At 71.3% G+C, this 15,558-nt stretch carries 14 protein-coding genes; 10 read left to right on the plus strand and 4 right to left on the minus strand.

Annotation, left to right across the window (positions count from 1 at the left end):
* Positions 1-63 precede the first annotated feature (63 nt).
* From WBG99_RS01960 to WBG99_RS01975, 4 genes are all read right to left on the minus strand, one after another.
* On the minus strand, positions 64-936 hold the full coding sequence (locus WBG99_RS01960) for an SDR family oxidoreductase (protein ID WP_338894608.1): 873 nt from the start codon (positions 934-936) through the stop codon (positions 64-66).
* 220 nt (positions 937-1,156) lie between these two features.
* Positions 1,157-2,023, minus strand: a complete 867-nt coding sequence (locus tag WBG99_RS01965) for an AraC family transcriptional regulator (RefSeq protein WP_338894609.1) — start codon at positions 2,021-2,023, stop codon at positions 1,157-1,159.
* A 109-nt stretch (positions 2,024-2,132) separates the two neighbouring features.
* On the minus strand, positions 2,133-3,431 hold the full coding sequence (locus tag WBG99_RS01970; RefSeq protein WP_338894610.1) for a cytochrome P450: 1,299 nt from the start codon (positions 3,429-3,431) through the stop codon (positions 2,133-2,135).
* Positions 3,432-3,451: 20 nt separating this feature from the next.
* Positions 3,452-4,807 (minus strand): glutamine synthetase family protein, encoded by a 1,356-nt coding sequence (locus WBG99_RS01975; RefSeq protein WP_338894611.1) that lies wholly within the window; start codon positions 4,805-4,807, stop codon positions 3,452-3,454.
* A 200-nt stretch (positions 4,808-5,007) separates the two neighbouring features.
* Between WBG99_RS01975 and WBG99_RS01980 the strand changes: the two genes are divergently transcribed.
* From WBG99_RS01980 to WBG99_RS02025, 10 genes are all read left to right on the plus strand, one after another.
* Entirely contained in the window at positions 5,008-5,196 is a 189-nt protein-coding gene (locus WBG99_RS01980; RefSeq protein WP_338894612.1) for a ferredoxin, read from the plus strand.
* A 2-nt stretch (positions 5,197-5,198) separates the two neighbouring features.
* Positions 5,199-6,443, plus strand: a complete 1,245-nt coding sequence (locus WBG99_RS01985; protein ID WP_338894613.1) for an FAD-dependent oxidoreductase — start codon at positions 5,199-5,201, stop codon at positions 6,441-6,443.
* A 13-nt stretch (positions 6,444-6,456) separates the two neighbouring features.
* A complete protein-coding gene (locus WBG99_RS01990) occupies positions 6,457-7,269 on the plus strand; it encodes an acetoacetate decarboxylase family protein (protein WP_338894614.1) in 813 nt (270 codons plus the stop codon).
* Between the two features lie 123 nt (positions 7,270-7,392).
* On the plus strand, positions 7,393-8,853 hold the full coding sequence (locus tag WBG99_RS01995) for an aldehyde dehydrogenase (protein ID WP_338894615.1): 1,461 nt from the start codon (positions 7,393-7,395) through the stop codon (positions 8,851-8,853).
* Positions 8,846-9,799 carry a 3,4-dihydroxyphenylacetate 2,3-dioxygenase gene (locus WBG99_RS02000; protein WP_338894616.1) on the plus strand — a complete coding sequence of 318 codons (954 nt, stop codon included), beginning with the start codon at positions 8,846-8,848 and terminating at the stop codon, positions 9,797-9,799. Before WBG99_RS01995 ends, WBG99_RS02000 begins: the two co-directional genes overlap by 8 nt.
* Before the next feature lie 10 nt (positions 9,800-9,809).
* Positions 9,810-10,655 (plus strand): fumarylacetoacetate hydrolase family protein, encoded by an 846-nt coding sequence (locus WBG99_RS02005; RefSeq protein ID WP_338894618.1) that lies wholly within the window; start codon positions 9,810-9,812, stop codon positions 10,653-10,655.
* A 37-nt stretch (positions 10,656-10,692) separates the two neighbouring features.
* The gene (locus tag WBG99_RS02010) at positions 10,693-11,319 is read left to right on the plus strand and encodes a TetR family transcriptional regulator (protein ID WP_338894619.1); all 627 of its coding nucleotides are present in this window, start codon (positions 10,693-10,695) and stop codon (positions 11,317-11,319) included.
* A 385-nt stretch (positions 11,320-11,704) separates the two neighbouring features.
* Positions 11,705-13,162, plus strand: a complete 1,458-nt coding sequence (locus WBG99_RS02015) for an APC family permease (protein WP_338894620.1) — start codon at positions 11,705-11,707, stop codon at positions 13,160-13,162.
* Between the two features lie 106 nt (positions 13,163-13,268).
* Entirely contained in the window at positions 13,269-14,759 is a 1,491-nt protein-coding gene (locus WBG99_RS02020; protein WP_338894621.1) for an aldehyde dehydrogenase, read from the plus strand.
* Entirely contained in the window at positions 14,756-15,541 is a 786-nt protein-coding gene (locus tag WBG99_RS02025; protein WP_338894622.1) for a gamma-glutamyl-gamma-aminobutyrate hydrolase family protein, read from the plus strand. The genes WBG99_RS02020 and WBG99_RS02025 overlap by 4 nt, the downstream gene beginning before the upstream one ends.
* Positions 15,542-15,558 lie beyond the last annotated feature (17 nt).

Raw genomic sequence — 15,558 nt, forward strand, 5'->3', positions numbered from 1 at the left:
CGTGGGCCGGCCCGGACGTTTTCGTCGTGGCCGGCCTCTCCCGCCGGGCCCGGCGACCACCGCTCACGCCTCGGACCGCTCGATCCCCAGGCGCGCGGCGGTGGGCGTGCGCTCTCCGTCCGCCGGGCGGGCGTCCTCCGGGGCCCCGATCCAGCGTCCGGCCTCCACGTCGGCGGACGTGTCCCGCTGGAGGGTCGGCGCGATCACCAACTCCTCGACGACCGTCCGCGGCGGGAGCGTGGCACAGAGCAGCACGGCCCGCGCCACGTCCTCCGGCTGCACCATGGCCGCCCGCTGCTCCTCGCTCGGCGGGGCGGCGCGTCCGTCCAGGATCGGGGTGTTGACCTCGCCGGGGAGGATGCAGGTGGCGCGGACGAGGTCGTTGCGGAAGGTGCTGCGCAGATAGGTCATGAAGTTGCGCACGCCCGCCTTGGCCGCACCGTACGGGGCTCCGCCGAGGAGGGTGGGCCGTGACGCGGCGAGCGAGGACACCGTGATGATCGAGCCGCCGCCGCGCTCCAGCATGTCCGGCAGGACGGCCTGGGAGAGCAGGTAGACCGCGGTGAGGTTGACGCCCATGACGGCGTTCCACTCGTCCTCGCCCAGCCAGCGGACGTCGAGCACCCTGCCGCCGCGGCCCGCGTTGTTGACGAGGATGTCGACCGGTCCGGCGGCGTTCCGGGTCCACTCGACCGACTCCCGCACGTCGTCGGCGTCCTCGACGTGCGTGGCACGGGTGAACGCCGTACCGCCGTCGCCCTCGATGACGGCGGCCACCTCGTCGAGGATGTGCTGGCGACGTCCGACGAGGACCACCGTCGCGCCCTCCTCGGCGAGCATCAGTGCCGTCTCCCTGCCGATGCCGGTGCCGGCCCCGGTGACCAGCGCGGTCCTGCCGTCGAGAAGTCCCGTTCGCCGTGCGTGGTGATTCCCCATGCCCGTCAGCCCTCCCAGCCCTGGGCGCGCCCCGCGCCCTCATGGATGAGCATGCCCCCAGGTTCGCGAGGAGGTCGCGTCAGCGGGCGGGCAGTCGGACACCCGGCTCGGCCGCCGCCGACCGCGGGTCCACGTCCTTACACGCTACGGGCAGACGACGGCCCGGGCAGACGACGGCCCGGGCAGGCGCGCGGCGACCCGGGTCGCCGCGCGCCGCCGCTCAGAGCGAGGTGCGCTCCACGGGGATCCAGATCTCCGCGTCCGCCTGCGCCGCGTCCTCGGACAGGCGGGTCCGCAGGATCTCCGGCCCGGGACGGCTGCGGTACGGATTGGACGGGAACCACTGGGTGAAAACGTCCCGCCACAGGTACTGCAGTGCCTGCGGGAAGGGCCCGGAGTTCTCGAAGACGGCCCAGGTCCCGGCCCGGACGGTGAGTTCCTCCATGCCCTCGGGCACGGCTGCGCGGGTCACCGCGCCGTGGTAGTAGTCGAGCTCGGTCCCTTCGGCCCGGCTGTCGTCGAGATTGTCACTGACCGAGACGATTCCCTCCGGTTCCTGGTCGGACAGGCTCTCGATCTGCCGCAGCGTCTGATGTCCGAGGCTCCGGATGAAGTCGGCGATCGCCGGGTTCATCCCCTCGTGCACGAGGGGGACGCGGGCCTTGCGTCCGACCACCCGGAACTCCTCCTTCTCCACGACCCGGTATCGCATACTGCTGCTCCCTTCGACGACGAGGCGGAAGGACATCCGGGGCTGGGAGCGCAGCGCCGCACCGGTGCGGCGGGCCTCGCCGGGACCGACGCCGTGCAGTGCGCGGAACGCCCGCGCGAACGCCTCCCCCGAGCCGTAGCCGTAGCGCACCGCGATCTCCAGCAGCGTCCGCTCGCCGGTCAGCACCTCGGCGCCGGCGACCGTGAGCCGCCGGCGCCGGACGTACTCCGACAGCGGCATGCCGGCCAGCGCGGAGAAGAGCCGCCGCAGGTGGTACTCCGACGTCACCGCGATCCGTGCCAGCTCGGCCACCTCGATCCGCTGGTCGAGGTGGCGCTCGATGTGCTCCATGGCCTGGTTCAGCCGTTCCAGCACCCCGGACTCCTTCCTTCTTCCGATCACCCACGTTAGGAAGGAGCCACCTTGCCGCACCCGACATCCTGTGCCCGATCCGGTCGGCCAGTGCCGCGGCACCAGGCCGTGGTCAGGCCAGGGTGACCTCGACCGGCAGCTTCTTGATGCCGTTGACGAAGTTGGAACGGACGCGCGGCACGTCGCCGACGAGGCGGATGCCGGCGATGCGCGGGATCAGCTCCTCGAACATGATGCGGATCTCGGTGCGGGCGAGCAGGTTGCCGAGGCACAGGTGCGGGCTGCCCTTGCCGAAGGTGACGTGGTCGTTGTCGGCGCGTGCGACGTCGAAGTCGTGCGGGTTGCCGAAGACCTCCTCGTCGCGGTTGCCGGAGGCGTACCACATGACGACCTTGTCGCCCTCCTTGACCTGCTTCCCGCCGAGTTCGACGTCACGGGTCGCGGTGCGGCGGAAGTGGTAGACGGGGGACGCCCAGCGCAGGAACTCCTCGGTCGCCACCGGGATCAGGGACGGGTCCTCCTGGAGGCGGGCGAGCTGCTCCGGGTGCTGGAGCAGGGCCAGCATGGAGTGGGTGATGGTGTGGCGGGTGGTCTCGTTGCCGGCCACGACGAGGAGCAGGAAGTAGTTGTCGAAGTCCTGCGGCGAGAGCGGTACACCGTCCTTGGGGGTGGTGTTCACCAGCTTCGACACCAGGTCCGTGCCGCCGCCGCCGCGCCGCTGCCGGGCCAGCTCACGGCCGTACTCGAAGACCTCCAGCGAGGCGGGCGAACGGAAGGGCAGATGCCGGTACTGCTCGCTGTCCGCGCTGTTCAGCAGGACGTCGGCGTAGTCGGGGTCGGTGTTGCCGATGATGCGGTTGCCCCAGTCGATGAGGCGCTGGTTGTCCTCCGGCTGCACGTCCAGGAGCCGGGCGAGGACGTTGATGGGGAAGTCGGCGGAGACGTCGGCGACGAAGTCGAAGGTGCCCTTGGCGAGGGCCGTGTCGAGGGTGGTGGCGGTCAGGCCGCGCAGGAAGTCGGTGTAGCTGTTGATGACGCTCGCGCCGAACTGGCGCTGGATGACGCCGCGCAGCGCGCGGTGGCGGACGCCGTCCAGTTCCAGGATGGAGGCGCGTTTCTTGATCTGGTCCTCGTCGACCTCCTCCAGGTTGACGAACCTGGTCGAGGTGAAGGTCTCCGCGTCGCGGTCGACGCGGGCGATGTCGGCGTGCCGGGTCACCGCCCAGAAGCCGGAGTTGGGTGCTTCCTCGGGCTGCCAGTGGACCGGATCCTGGTGGCGCAGGGTGTGGAACATGCGCCACGGGGTGACGCCGTCGGTGAAGTTGTCGAGGTCGGCGAGGTCCACCTCGTCGAGCGGCATGGGTTCCTGGACGGCTTCGCGTACGGAGGGCAGGTGGGTGGAAGTGGTCATGGCGATGGCTCTCCCCGACGTCACAGGTGGTAGGCGTATTCGGTGAACTCCCAGTCGGTGACGTGCCGTTGGAAGCGTTCGACCTCGTCGCGCTTGTAGGTGAGGTACGAGGTGGTGAAGTCCTTGCCGAGGATCTCGGTCAGGGCGGTGTCCGCCTCCAGCGCGTCGAGGGCGGCGGGCAGGCTCATCGGCACCACGGCCGCTCGGGCGGTGTCGTAGCCGTAGCCCTCCAGCGGGGCGGGCGGCTCCTCGCCCGCCCGGACGCCGAGCAGTGCGGCGGCGATCGTGCCCGCGATCAGCAGATACGGGTTGGCGCCGGCGTCGCCGAGCCGTAGCTCCAGACGGGCGCCGGAGCCGCGCTCGGGCGGGATGCGGACCATCGCGCTGCGGTTGTCCAGTCCCCAGTCGATCAGCCAGGGCGCGAGGGTGTCCGGGCCGAAACGTTTGTAGGAGTTGACCGTCGGGTTGGCGAGGGCGGCCAGGGCCGGGGCGTGGGCGAGGACACCGGCGATCGCGTGGCGGGCGGTGGCGGACAGTCCGTACTGGTCCGAGGGGTCGTCGAAGGCGTTGCGTCCCCGGTCGTCCTCGCAGGAGAGGTGGAGGTGGAAGCCGGAGCCGCCCGCGTCGTTGAAGGGCCTGGCCATGAAGGTGGCGAGGCGGCCCTCCTTGCGCGCGAGTTCCTTGACGGCGGCCTTGAAGCGGAAGGAGCGGTCGGCGGCCGACAGGGCCTCCGAGTGCGTCAGGTTGATCTCGAACTGGCCGCCGTCGAACTCGTGGTTGCCGTTGGTGACGCCGATGCGGAGGTCGCGGAGCCGGCGCAGGGTGCGCAGCAGATGGTTGTCGGGGTCGGCGCGCAGGCCGGCGGTGTAGACGACGCCGGTGGCGCCCGAGTAGCGCTTCCAGCCGCTCGGGGAGGCCGGGTCCTCATCGCAGAGGAAGTATTCGAGTTCGGGGCCGACGACCGGGCGCAGGCCCTGCTCGGCGCACCGGTCGAGCACCGAGCGCAGCAGGTCGCGCGGCGACTCGGGGGCGGGTGATCCGGTCGCCGGGTCGACGGTCTCGCCGAGGCAGGAGGCGACCCCGGGCTCCCAGGGCAGTGCGACCAGGGTGTCGAGGTCGGGACGCACGGTGATGTCGGGCAGGCCGGCGTCCAGGCCGCCGGGCACGGGGACGACGTCGCCCTGGGGCGAGGTGTGGTAGACCGCCCGGCAGAAGGCCAGTCCGTGCTCGCACACCGTGGGCAACTGCTCGACCAGGACGTCCCGGGCACGGTCGGTGCCGATGAGATCGGGGTAGGTCACCCGGACCACGTCGATACCTTCGGCGGCCAGCCGCTCCTGGTATTGACGGGGGTCCGGTGTTTCAGATGCGCTCACCGTTGTCTCCTCGGCGGCTGAGGCCAGTTGTTTGATGCCAAACGATAGGAACGGCTCCCTCGACCCGCAAGGGGTGAGGGTCAAAAATTATCCAGCTGGACAGGTATTGACCAGAGGGGGGCGGCTTTCTATGTTGTTTGAAGTCAAACGAGCTACCGCTCCATCCCCGCCCGACGCCCTCACTCCCAGGAGGACCGGCCATGAAGGTCGTCGTCGACATGAACAAGTGCCAGGACCACGGACAGTGCGTCTTCGCGGCCCCCGACGTCTTCCGGCTCGACGAGAACGGGCGTCTGGCCTACGTCAGCGACCCCGACGACGCCCTGCTCGACGAGGTCGAGGAAGCCGCCGACGTCTGTCCGCTCCAGGCCATCCGGATCGAGGCGTGACCATGACGTCCAGCAGTGCCCGCGTCGTCGTGGCCGGAGCCTCCATGGCCGGGCTGCGCGCCGCCGAACAGCTGCGTGCGGCCGGCTGGACCGGGGCGATCACGCTCGTCGGCGACGAGCCGCACATGCCCTACAACCGGCCCCCGCTCTCCAAGGAGGTGCTGGCCGGGAAGGCGCCCTTCGAGTCGCTGGCCTTCCGTCCCCGCGCGAGCGTCGCCGACGTCGAGTGGCGCCTCGGCACGAAGGTCGTCGCCTCCCGCCTCACCGAGCGGACCGTCGTGCTCGACGACGGCTCGGAGCTGCCGTACGAGGGTCTGGTCGTCGCCACCGGCATGCGCCCCCGGCGGCTGTCCTGCCCCGGCCCCCTCGCGGGCCGTCACACGGTCCGTACGCTCGCCGACGCGCGGGGCCTGCGGGACGAGCTGACGCGGCCCGGTGTCCGGCTGGTCGTCGTCGGCGCCGGGTTCATCGGCTGCGAGGTGGCCGCCACCGCCGTGGGCCTCGGCGTCACCGAGGTGACCGTCGTCGATCCGCTGCCGCTGCCCATGGTCGGCCCGCTCGGCGAACTCCTCGGACGCGCGCTGCTGCGGCGGCACGAGGAGCGCGGGGTGCGCTTCGCGCTCAGCACGGGCGTCACCGGGTTCGAGGGCGAGGACCGCGTCACGGGCGTCGCGCTCGGCGACGGGACCGTCCTGCCCGCCGACGTGGTCGTGGAATCGGTCGGCTCGCTCGCGAACACCGAGTGGCTCGACGGCAACGGCCTCGACCTGGCCGACGGTGTCCGCACCGACGAGCGGCTGCGGGTCGGCGGGCGGCCGGACGTGGTCGCGGTGGGCGATGTCGCCCGCTTCCCCAACGCCCGCTACGACGAAGTACCGCGCCGGGTCGAGCACTGGTCCATCCCCACGGACACCGCCAGGCACGCGGCGAAGGTGCTCGTCGCCCATCTCACCGGTGTCGAGAGCGAGTCGGCGGCCTTCGCGCCACTGCCCACCTTCTGGAGCGATCAGCACGACTTCCGGCTCCAGTCCTTCGGCGCGCCGGTGCTCGGCCGGGACGACGTACGGGTCCTGGACGGCGACCCGGCCGCGGACGTCCTGGACGGCGACCCGGCCGCGGACGTCCTGGCCGGCTACCACCACGACGGCCGGCTGGTCGGTGTCGTGGCGCTCGGCGGCCCCGCCACCGTGTCCTCAGCGGCCCGCTACCGCGCCGAACTGCTCAAGCAGCCCGCCCTCACCGCGTAAGGATCCTCCTGACATGACCAGCGTTCGTGGATACTTCCACCCCAAGACGGCGAGCGGTGCCTCGTCTCTGATTCCGGCCCCGCCGTGGCGTTATTCGGGGGACCTGCTGACTGTCGAGTACCGCACCGACCCCGCCCGGGTACGTGAACTGCTGCCCGAGCCCCTGGAGTTGGCGGACGAGGACCCGGGTGCCGTGGCACTGGTCTGGGCGGACTGGCAGTCCTGCTCGGCGTCGGGGGCGGAGCTGCTGGACCCCGTGCTCTCCCAGTACAAGGAGGCCTTCGCCGTCGTCCGCTGCGCGTACAGGGGACAGACGTACTCGCGGTGCGTGCACATCTGGGTCGACAAGGACTTCGCAATCGCCCGCGGGCTGCACCAGGGGTATCCGAAGAAGCTCGGGTCCATCCACCAGACGCGGCCCCATCCGTACGGGCCCGCTCCGCGGATCGCTGCGGGGGCGCGGTTCGGGGCGACGCTGGCTGCGGCCGACCGGCGGCTCGCCCAGGCCGTGGTGACGCTGCGGGAGCCGACGGAGACGAACGGGTTCGTGAATGCGCATCCCATGGCTCATCACCGGTGGCTGCCGTCGATCGAGAAGGGGAAGGGGCTGGCGCTGGACGAGTTGATCGAGTCCGGGGCGGCTTCCTTCGAGGGGGGTCAGCCGTGGGTCGGAGACGCCGAGCTGGAACTCTTCGAGGCGCCGACGGAGGAGCTGGCCCGGCTGACGATCGAGGAGCCGATCGCCGCGTACTACCGGCAGGTGGGGGTCGTCTGGGACGGCGGGCGGCTGCTGGAGTCCGGGACGTCCGAGGCGTCGGCCGGGTGAGGCCGGTGGGCCACCGCGGGTTCGTTGTGGCTGATCGCGGCCACGCGGCGGAGCCGCACATCGACCAGCCCCGCGCCCCTGGGTGGGCTGGTCCGCTCCTTCTCCGAAAGGGAATCCCTTCTCATGTCTGACAAGATCGTCGTCGCCGGGGTCTCCGTCGACACCCGGCACTGGATCGGTGGCCGGCGGGTCGCCTCCGCCGAGACCTTCACTGATGCCTCCCCCGTAGATGGTCGGGTTCTCGGCGAGATCTCTCGCGGTGGAGCCGCCGAGGCCGAGGCCGCCGTCGGCGCTGCCCGTGACGCCTTTCCCGCCTGGGCCGCCACGTCCCGCGCTGAACGGTCCCGCATCCTGCACGCCATCGCCGACGGGGTCGAGAGGCGGCTCGAAGAGTTGGCCATCGTCGAGACGAACGACAACGGGGCTCTGCTGCGTTCGCACCGGCGAGGGGTCATGCCCCGGGCGGCGCACAATTTCCGGTTCTTCGCGGACTGGCTGCTGACACTGGAGCACGAGGACTTCGAGACACGCGGGCACACCAACCACGTGAGCTGGGACCCGGCGGGGCCGTCCGTGCTGATCACGCCGTGGAACGCGCCGCTGATGATGGCCACCTGGAAGGTCGCCCCCGCCCTCGCCGCCGGCAACACGGTGGTCCTCAAGCCCGCCGAGTGGACCCCGCTGACCGCGTCGCTGCTGGCGGACATCGCCGCCGAGGCGGGGCTGCCCGCCGGGGTGCTGAACGTCGTGCAGGGGTACGGCTCGGAGATCGGTGACGCGCTCACCTCGCATCCGGACGTTCGCCGGATCAGCTTCACGGGATCGGTGCCGACGGCCAAGCGGATCGCCGCGTCGGCGGCACCCAACCTCACCCCGCTCAGCCTCGAACTCGGCGGCAAGTCACCGCTGTTGGTGTTCGCCGACGCCGACCTGGACCTCGCGGTTGACCTCGCGGTGGAGCAGTACGACAACGCCGGGCAGGTGTGTCTGGCCGCCACCCGCTTCCTCGTCGAGCAGACGGTCGTCGAGGAGTTCACACGACGGTTCGTCAAGAAGGCCGGCGCCTTGAAGCAGGGTGATCCGCGCGACGAGGCGACCGATGTCGGGCCCAACATCCACCCGCGGCAGGTGGAGAAGATCGACGGGTTCGTGCGGCGGGCGGTCGCGGCCGGGGCCCGTGCGGTCGTCGGCGGGCACCGCAAGGACGGGCAGTACTACGCGCCCACCCTGCTCACCGATGTCGTCCAGGACTCGGAGATCGTGCAGGAGGAGGTCTTCGGGCCCGTCCTGACCCTCCAGACCTTCGCCGACGAGGACGAGGCGGTCCGGCTCGCCAACGACACCCGCTTCGGACTCGCCGCCACACTCGCCACCGGCGATCCCGAGCGCGCCGCGAGGGTCACCGAGCGGCTCGTCGCGGGCACGGTCTGGGTCAACTGCTTCTTCGTACGCGATCTGCGGGCGCCCTTCGGCGGCTCCCGTCACTCCGGGGTCGGCCGGGAGGGCGGCACCTGGAGCTTCGACTTCTACTGCGACGTCAAGAACACCGTGACCGCACCGAACGGATGGATCACCCATGGGTGAGATCGTCGGGGCGGGGCTCCTCGCCCACGTCCCCACCATCGTCCTGCCGGAGGCCGACCGGCTGGAGCTCAACGAGGGCAAGGAGATCACCCTCGTCACCGGCCTCCGGCAGCTCCGCGCGGACGTCTTCGAGGGCGACGGCGCCGACGCGTACGACACCGTGGTCGTCCTGGACTCGCACTGGGCGACGACGGTCGAGTTCGTCGTCACCGGGCAGACGCGCCGTGCCGGACTCTTCACCTCCGAGGAACTGCCGCGCGGGATGTGCCGGATGCCGTACGACTTTCCCGGTGACCCCGAACTCGCCCTGAACATCGAGAAGTTCGCGGACAAGCACGGCACCTGGATCACCGCGATCGACGACGAGTACCTGCCGATCTACTACGCCACCATCAACCTGTGGAAGTTCCTCGGCGAGGGCCTGCCCGACAAGCGGTGGGTGACCATCGGGGTCTGCCAGACCGGGGACATGGAGGACCATCTGCGGCTGGGGCGGGCGCTCGCCGACGGCATCGCCGCCACACCGGGGCGAAAGGTGCTGCTGATCGCCTCGGGTGCGCTGTCGCACACCTTCTGGCCGCTGCGCGAGCTGCGCGACCACGAGGCCAGCGACCCGGTGCACATCTTCACTCCCGAGGCCCGTGCGGCCGACCACGAGCGGATCGCCTGGTTCAAGGAGGGCCGCCACGACAAGGTCCTCGACACGATGGACGAGTTCTGGAAGTACAAGCCGGAGGCGAAGTTCTTCCACTATCTGATGCTGGCGGGCGCGCTGGGCGAGCGGTCCTGTGTCGCCAGGGCCCGGCAGTACGGCGAGTACGAGAACTCCATCGGCACCGGCCAGGTCCATCTCTGGTTCGACCGCCCGGCCGACGGCTGGACCGGCGACGCCGGCACCGGCACACCCGCGGGCGACGCCCCGCGCACCCCTCGCACAAGCCTCTAGGAGACCCGCCATGCCCGAGTACCGCCGCATCCTCCTGGACGGGGCCACCGCCCAGGTCACCGTCGACGGCGACGAACTGGTCGCCGGGGACGGCCGCCGTGTCAAGATCGAGGAGGCGCGGCACCTCCCGCCGGTCGTGCCGTCGAAGGTCGTCGCCGTCCACCTCAACCACCGCAGCCGCGTCGACGAGTTCCGGATCGACCTCCCCGACGCCCCCACCTACTTCCACAAGCCGACCTCCTCCCTCAACTCCCACCGGGGCGCCGTCGTCCGCCCCGAGGGCTGCAAGTGGCTCAACTACGAGGGCGAGGTCGCCATCGTCATCGGGAAGACCGCCCGCAACATCCCCCCGGCCGAGGCGGGCGAGTACATCGCCGGCTACACGATCGCCAACGACTACGGTCTGCACGACTTCCGCGACACCGACGCCGGCTCCATGCTCCGGGTGAAGGGCTCCGACACCCTCTGCCCGCTCGGCCCGGGGCTGGTCACCGACTGGGACTTCCACGGCAAGCGGCTGCGGACGTACGTCAACGGCGAGGCCGTCCAGGACGGTTCGACGGACGAGATGAAGTGGGACATGCACTACCTCGTCGCCGACATCGCCCGCACCATCACGCTGTACCCGGGTGACGTCCTGCTGTCCGGCACCCCGGCCAACTCCCGGCCCGTACAGCCCGGTGACGTCGTCGAGGTGGAGGTGGAGGGCCTCGGCCGGCTCACCAACCACATCGTCACCGGCCCCACGCCCGTACGGACCGACGTCGGCGCGCAGCCCACGGAGTCCGAGGAGGTGCTGTCCACCGCGCTCGGCGGCGACTGGGAGTTCCGCGGCATCCGCCCGCCGAAGCGATGACGTCCCGGTGTGCGGGCGGACAGGTAGGGTCGCCCGCATGACCGACTCCGCCGGCGCCCCGAAGAGCCGCAAGCCGCGCAAGCGGCTGAGCTACGGCGAGGGGCGCGAGGCGCTGCTGAAGGCCGCCGTGCGGGTGGTCGCGCGGGGCGGCCTGCGCAAGCTCACCTATCGGGCCGTCGCGGAGGAGGCGGGGGTCACCCACGGTCTGGTCGTGCACCACTTCGGGTCGCGGGACGCGCTGATCGAGGAGGCCCTCGCCCACGCCATCCGCACCTCGCTCAACACCAGTGCGCTCGAACCGGGCACCGGCCGGGTGGCGGACTTCTCGACCGGACTGTCCGACATGGTCACGGCGGATCCGGACACCCAGGCGTTCCAGTACGAGCTGCTGCTGGAGTCCCGCCGCCGTCCGGAGCTGCTGCCGCAGATCCGCGCGCTGTACGACGAGTACTTCGACGCCGCCCGGCGCGAGCTGGACCGGATGCTCCCGGCCGGCACGGACAAGGCCGTGGCCAGGCTGGTCTTCGCCGCGCTCGACGGCCTGGTGCTGCATCAGCTCGTCCTCGGCGAGCCCGACGTCACGGACGCGGCCCTGGAGGAGCTGCGCTCCCTGCTACGGCTCCTCGAAGCGAACGGCGAAGACACGCGCGCGAACGGCGACTAATGCCGCGGCGGGCGACGTTTGCCCATGAAGGAGCGGCGTCCGGTGCGTGCCCTCGGCGTGCCGGACGGAAGTCCTCGCACCGGGCCGCACTCGGGCTTTCGGCCGGTGCGGCGAGAGGGCGTGCCGGGCGCCGCGACGGGGCGAACGCCGCCTGCCGCGGCACTAGCGTCCGATCTGCCGCCTGACCTGCGTGTTCCAAGGCCCCTGACGTCCTGCGTCCTGAGCTTCTCCCGCGTTGGCGGACGCCGGGCAGAAAACTTCACGCAGCCCCTTGCCAATCGGATAGTTCGGGCTCACGATAAGGCAACTCGTTTGACCCGAAACGATTCCCTTCCCTTCCCCCTCCCCCTCCCCTTCCCGTTCCCGTTCCGGACAGGTGATCCGAGTGGACAGTCAGACGGCGGTCGCCCCGCACAGCACGGAAGATTCATCCACGGCAGGCAGGCTCAAGCCCGATTCCCTCGGTGTCCTGGGCATCCTCTTCTTCGTCCTCTCCGCCCAGGCACCACTGACCGGCATCGCCGGAGCGGTCCCCATCGCCGTCGTCATCGGCAACGGGGCCGGCGCCCCCGCCGCGTATCTCGCGGCCGGCATCGTGGTCCTGCTGTTCTCCATCGGCTTCGTCGCGATGGGCCGCCACGTCGTGGACGCCGGCGCCTTCTACACGTACATCGGCAAGGGGCTCGGGCGCTCGGCAGGCTCCGGCAGTGCCGGTGTCGCGCTCTTCGCCTACTGCGCGATCCAGGCCGCGATGTACGGGCTGTACGGCGCGACGGTGAGCGGACTCGTCGAGCACCACGCCGACGTCCACATCGCGTGGTGGGTGTGGGCCCTGCTCACCATGGTGGTCGTCCAGGTCCTCGGCGCCACCGGGATCGAGATGGGCGCGAAGGTCCTGACCGTGTTCGTCCTGGCGGAGTTCAGCATCCTGATCGCCTTCGCCGTCGTGACCTTCGTCAAGGGCGGCGGCCCGGAAGGGCTCGGCCTCGGCGACAGCTTCTCGCCGGAGGCGGCGCTCCAGGGCGCCCCCGGTGTGGCGCTGATGTTCGCCGTGGCGTCGATGTTCGGCTTCGAGGCGACGGCCATCTACGGCGAGGAGGCCCGGGAGCCGAGAAAGACGGTCCCGCGCGCCACCTATCTGTCGGTCGCGGTGGTCACGTGCTTCTTCGCGTTCACCTCGTGGATGCTGGTCTCCGCGCACGGCGCGTCCCGGGCGGCGGCCCAGGCGGGCGAGGCGCTGGAGGGCGGCGATGCCTCGACCTGGGTGTTCGCCCCCATCGCGGCGGAGTTCGGCGCGTGGACCGGCGCTGTGCTGCCCGTCCTGCTGGCCACCTCCCTGTTCGCCGGCATCCTGGCGTTCCACAACTCCGCCAACCGCTACCTGTTCTCCCTGGGCCGTGAGGGCCTGCTGCCGCGCGGGCTGACCTCGCTCAACCGACGCCACTCCCCCTGGGCGGCCGGCATCGTCCAGACCGTCATCGCGATGGCCCTGGTCATGCCGTTCGCTTTCCTGGGCAAGGACCCGGTGCTGACGCTCTTCTCCTGGTTCAGCGGGATCGCCGTACTGGCGATGATGCTGCTCTACTTCCTGACCTCCGTCTCCGTGGTCGTCTTCTTCCGCCGCTCCCGCGCCGACACCCGGCCCTGGAACACGCTGATCGCACCGGTGCTGGGCGCGCTGGGCATCGCCGGGGCGATCTGGCTCATCCTGGAGAACTTCACCACGCTCATCGGCGGCGACGAGACCACCGCCGTCTGGCTCCAGCTGACCGTCCCGGCGGTGCTGCTCCTGGGGCTCGTCGTGGCGCGGCTGACCCGGCGCGAGCGGGCCGCCACGACCTGACCCCGGCGTCCGGATCCGCCGACGGCGGCACCGCTCACGGCTCACGGCCATCGCTGTTCGCACCACGAACCATCGGACCATCGGACCATCGACAGGAGGAGTGCTGATGCCGGCCCTCGACCACGACGACCTGCTGCGTCGCGCCAGGGACCTGGCCCCGCCCGCCCAGCACCACATCGACGGGGCGGACGAGCCGGGCGGAGGTGCCGCGTTCGCGGTCGTCTCCCCACGCGACGGTCGGGTCCTCGTCGAGGTCGCCGACGCGCGGGCCGCCGAGGTCGATCTGGCCGTGGCCGCCGCCCGCCGGGCCTTCGACTCCGGCCCCTGGCCACGTCTCGCGCCCGCCGACCGGGGCCGGATCCTGCTGCGCGTCGCCGAACTGCTCGAAGAGCAGCGGGAGAAGCTCGCCCTCACCATCAGTCTGGAGATGGGCAAGCCGATCACGGACGCGTACGACATCGAACTGCGCGCCGCGATCAACACCTTCCGCTGGTACGGGCAACTGGCCGACAAACTCACCGACGAGTCGCCCCACACCTCTCCCGACGCCCTCGCCCTGGTCACCCGGGAACCGGCAGGGGTGGTGGGCGCCGTCGTGCCGTGGAACTTCCCCCTCACACTGGCGAGTTGGAAGGTGGCACCGGCGCTGGCGGCGGGCTGCACGGTCGTACTGAAGCCGTCGGAGAACTCGCCGCTTTCCGCCCTGCTGCTCGGCCGGATCGCCACCGAGGCCGGACTGCCGCCGGGCGTGCTCAACGTCGTGACCGGTGACGGGCCGGTGGCCGGGCGGGCGATCGGCCTGCACCCCGATGTGGACGTCCTGGCGTTCACCGGGTCCACGGCGGTCGGCCGTCACTTCCTGCGCTACGCCGCCGACTCCAACCTCAAGCGTGTCTGGTTGGAGTTGGGCGGCAAGTCACCGAACATCATCCTCCCAGACGCCCCCGACCTGGAGAGGGCCGCCGCCACCGCCGCCTGGGGCATCTTCTTCAACCAGGGCGAGATGTGCACCGCCCCCTCCCGGCTGCTGGTGCACTCCTCCGTCGCCGAACGCGTCACCGAGGCGATCGTGGCCCGCGCCCGGGAACTGCGGGTCGGTGACCCACTGGACCCGGCGACCGAGATGGGCGCGCTGGTGGGCGAGAGCCATCTGGAGCGCGTCCTCGGCCACATCGGCACGGGGGTCGAGGAGGGCGCGCGGCTGCGGGTCGGCGGCGGGCGCGCACTGGCCGGCACGGGCGGCAGCTATCTGCGGCCGACCGTCTTCGACGAGGTTGACCCGGGCATGCGGCTGGCCCGCGAGGAGATCTTCGGCCCCGTGCTGTCCGTCCTCACCTTCGACGACCTCGACGACGCGGTACGGCTGGCCAACGACACCGAGTACGGCCTCGCCGCGGGGCTGTGGACCTCCGACCTGTCCACCGCCCACAAGGTCTCCCGCGCGCTCAGGGCCGGGACGGTCTGGGTCAACTGCTACGAGGAGGGCGACCTGACCGTCCCCTTCGGCGGCATGAAGCAGTCGGGCAACGGCCGCGACAAGTCCGCCCACGCCCTCGAGAAGTACACGGAACTCAAGACCACGTGGATCCAGCTGTGACGACGCCCCCGCGACCGCTCATCGCCGTCCCGGCCCGCTTCGCCTCCACGACCTCCGCGCTGCGGTACGCGGCCGAGGTCAACGCCCGTGCCCTGATCGAGGCGGTCTGGCGGGCGGGCGGCGAACCGGCGAGCATCCACCCGGCCGACACCGAGGTGGCCGCACGCCTCGCCCGCTTCGACGGCGTCCTGCTTCCCGGCGGCGGAGACCTAGCCCCGCACCGCTACGGCGCCACCGACACGCACGACAGCGTCTACGACGTGGACGAGGCGCAGGACGCCTTCGACCTCGAAGCCGCCCGTACGGCACTGGACCTGGCTCTTCCCCTGCTGGCGATCTGCCGCGGCCTCCAGGTCGTCAACGTCGCCCTCGGCGGCACCCTGGAGCAGGACATGGGCGGCCCGGAGCGTGAACACCGGCACGTCGTGCACCCGGTGGCCGTCCGGCGCGGCACCCTCCTGGAGCGGGCCACCGGCGCGCAGAAGGTCGAGGCGTCCTGCTACCACCACCAGCGGGTCGGCGGCATCGCGCCGGGCCTCGCGGTCACCGCCCGCGCCGCCGACGGCACCGTCGAAGGACTCGAACTGCCGGGCACGGCCGGGTGGTTCACCGCCGTCCAGTGGCACCCCGAGGACACCGCCCACGAGGACCCGGCGCAACAGGGCCTCTTCGACACCCTCGTACGAGCCGCCCGGGACCGGTGCCGACCCGGGACGCGGCCGGCGGTCGAGCGCGAGCGTCCGGGTGGGCCGCGGCGGCCCCCTGCTCTTACGGAGTCGTGACGTGGTGGGAGAGCCGC

This window comes from Streptomyces sp. TG1A-60, from assembly GCF_037201975.1.
In the GTDB taxonomy this organism is placed as follows: Bacteria; Actinomycetota; Actinomycetes; order Streptomycetales; family Streptomycetaceae; genus Streptomyces.

What these genes read in the sequence shown, in the direction of transcription:
- WBG99_RS01960 (WP_338894608.1), bottom strand. Translation starts at nt 936, where the DNA reads ATGGGGAATCACCACGCACGGCGAACGGGACTTCTCGACGGCAGGACC.
- WBG99_RS01970 (WP_338894610.1), bottom strand. Translation starts at nt 3,431, where the DNA reads ATGACCACTTCCACCCACCTGCCCTCCGTACGCGAAGCCGTCCAGGAA.
- WBG99_RS01980 (WP_338894612.1), top strand. Translation starts at nt 5,008, where the DNA reads ATGAAGGTCGTCGTCGACATGAACAAGTGCCAGGACCACGGACAGTGC.
- WBG99_RS01985 (WP_338894613.1), top strand. Translation starts at nt 5,199, where the DNA reads ATGACGTCCAGCAGTGCCCGCGTCGTCGTGGCCGGAGCCTCCATGGCC.
- WBG99_RS01990 (WP_338894614.1), top strand. Translation starts at nt 6,457, where the DNA reads ATGACCAGCGTTCGTGGATACTTCCACCCCAAGACGGCGAGCGGTGCC.
- WBG99_RS01995 (WP_338894615.1), top strand. Translation starts at nt 7,393, where the DNA reads ATGTCTGACAAGATCGTCGTCGCCGGGGTCTCCGTCGACACCCGGCAC.
- WBG99_RS02000 (WP_338894616.1), top strand. Translation starts at nt 8,846, where the DNA reads ATGGGTGAGATCGTCGGGGCGGGGCTCCTCGCCCACGTCCCCACCATC.
- WBG99_RS02005 (WP_338894618.1), top strand. Translation starts at nt 9,810, where the DNA reads ATGCCCGAGTACCGCCGCATCCTCCTGGACGGGGCCACCGCCCAGGTC.
- WBG99_RS02010 (WP_338894619.1), top strand. Translation starts at nt 10,693, where the DNA reads ATGACCGACTCCGCCGGCGCCCCGAAGAGCCGCAAGCCGCGCAAGCGG.
- WBG99_RS02020 (WP_338894621.1), top strand. Translation starts at nt 13,269, where the DNA reads ATGCCGGCCCTCGACCACGACGACCTGCTGCGTCGCGCCAGGGACCTG.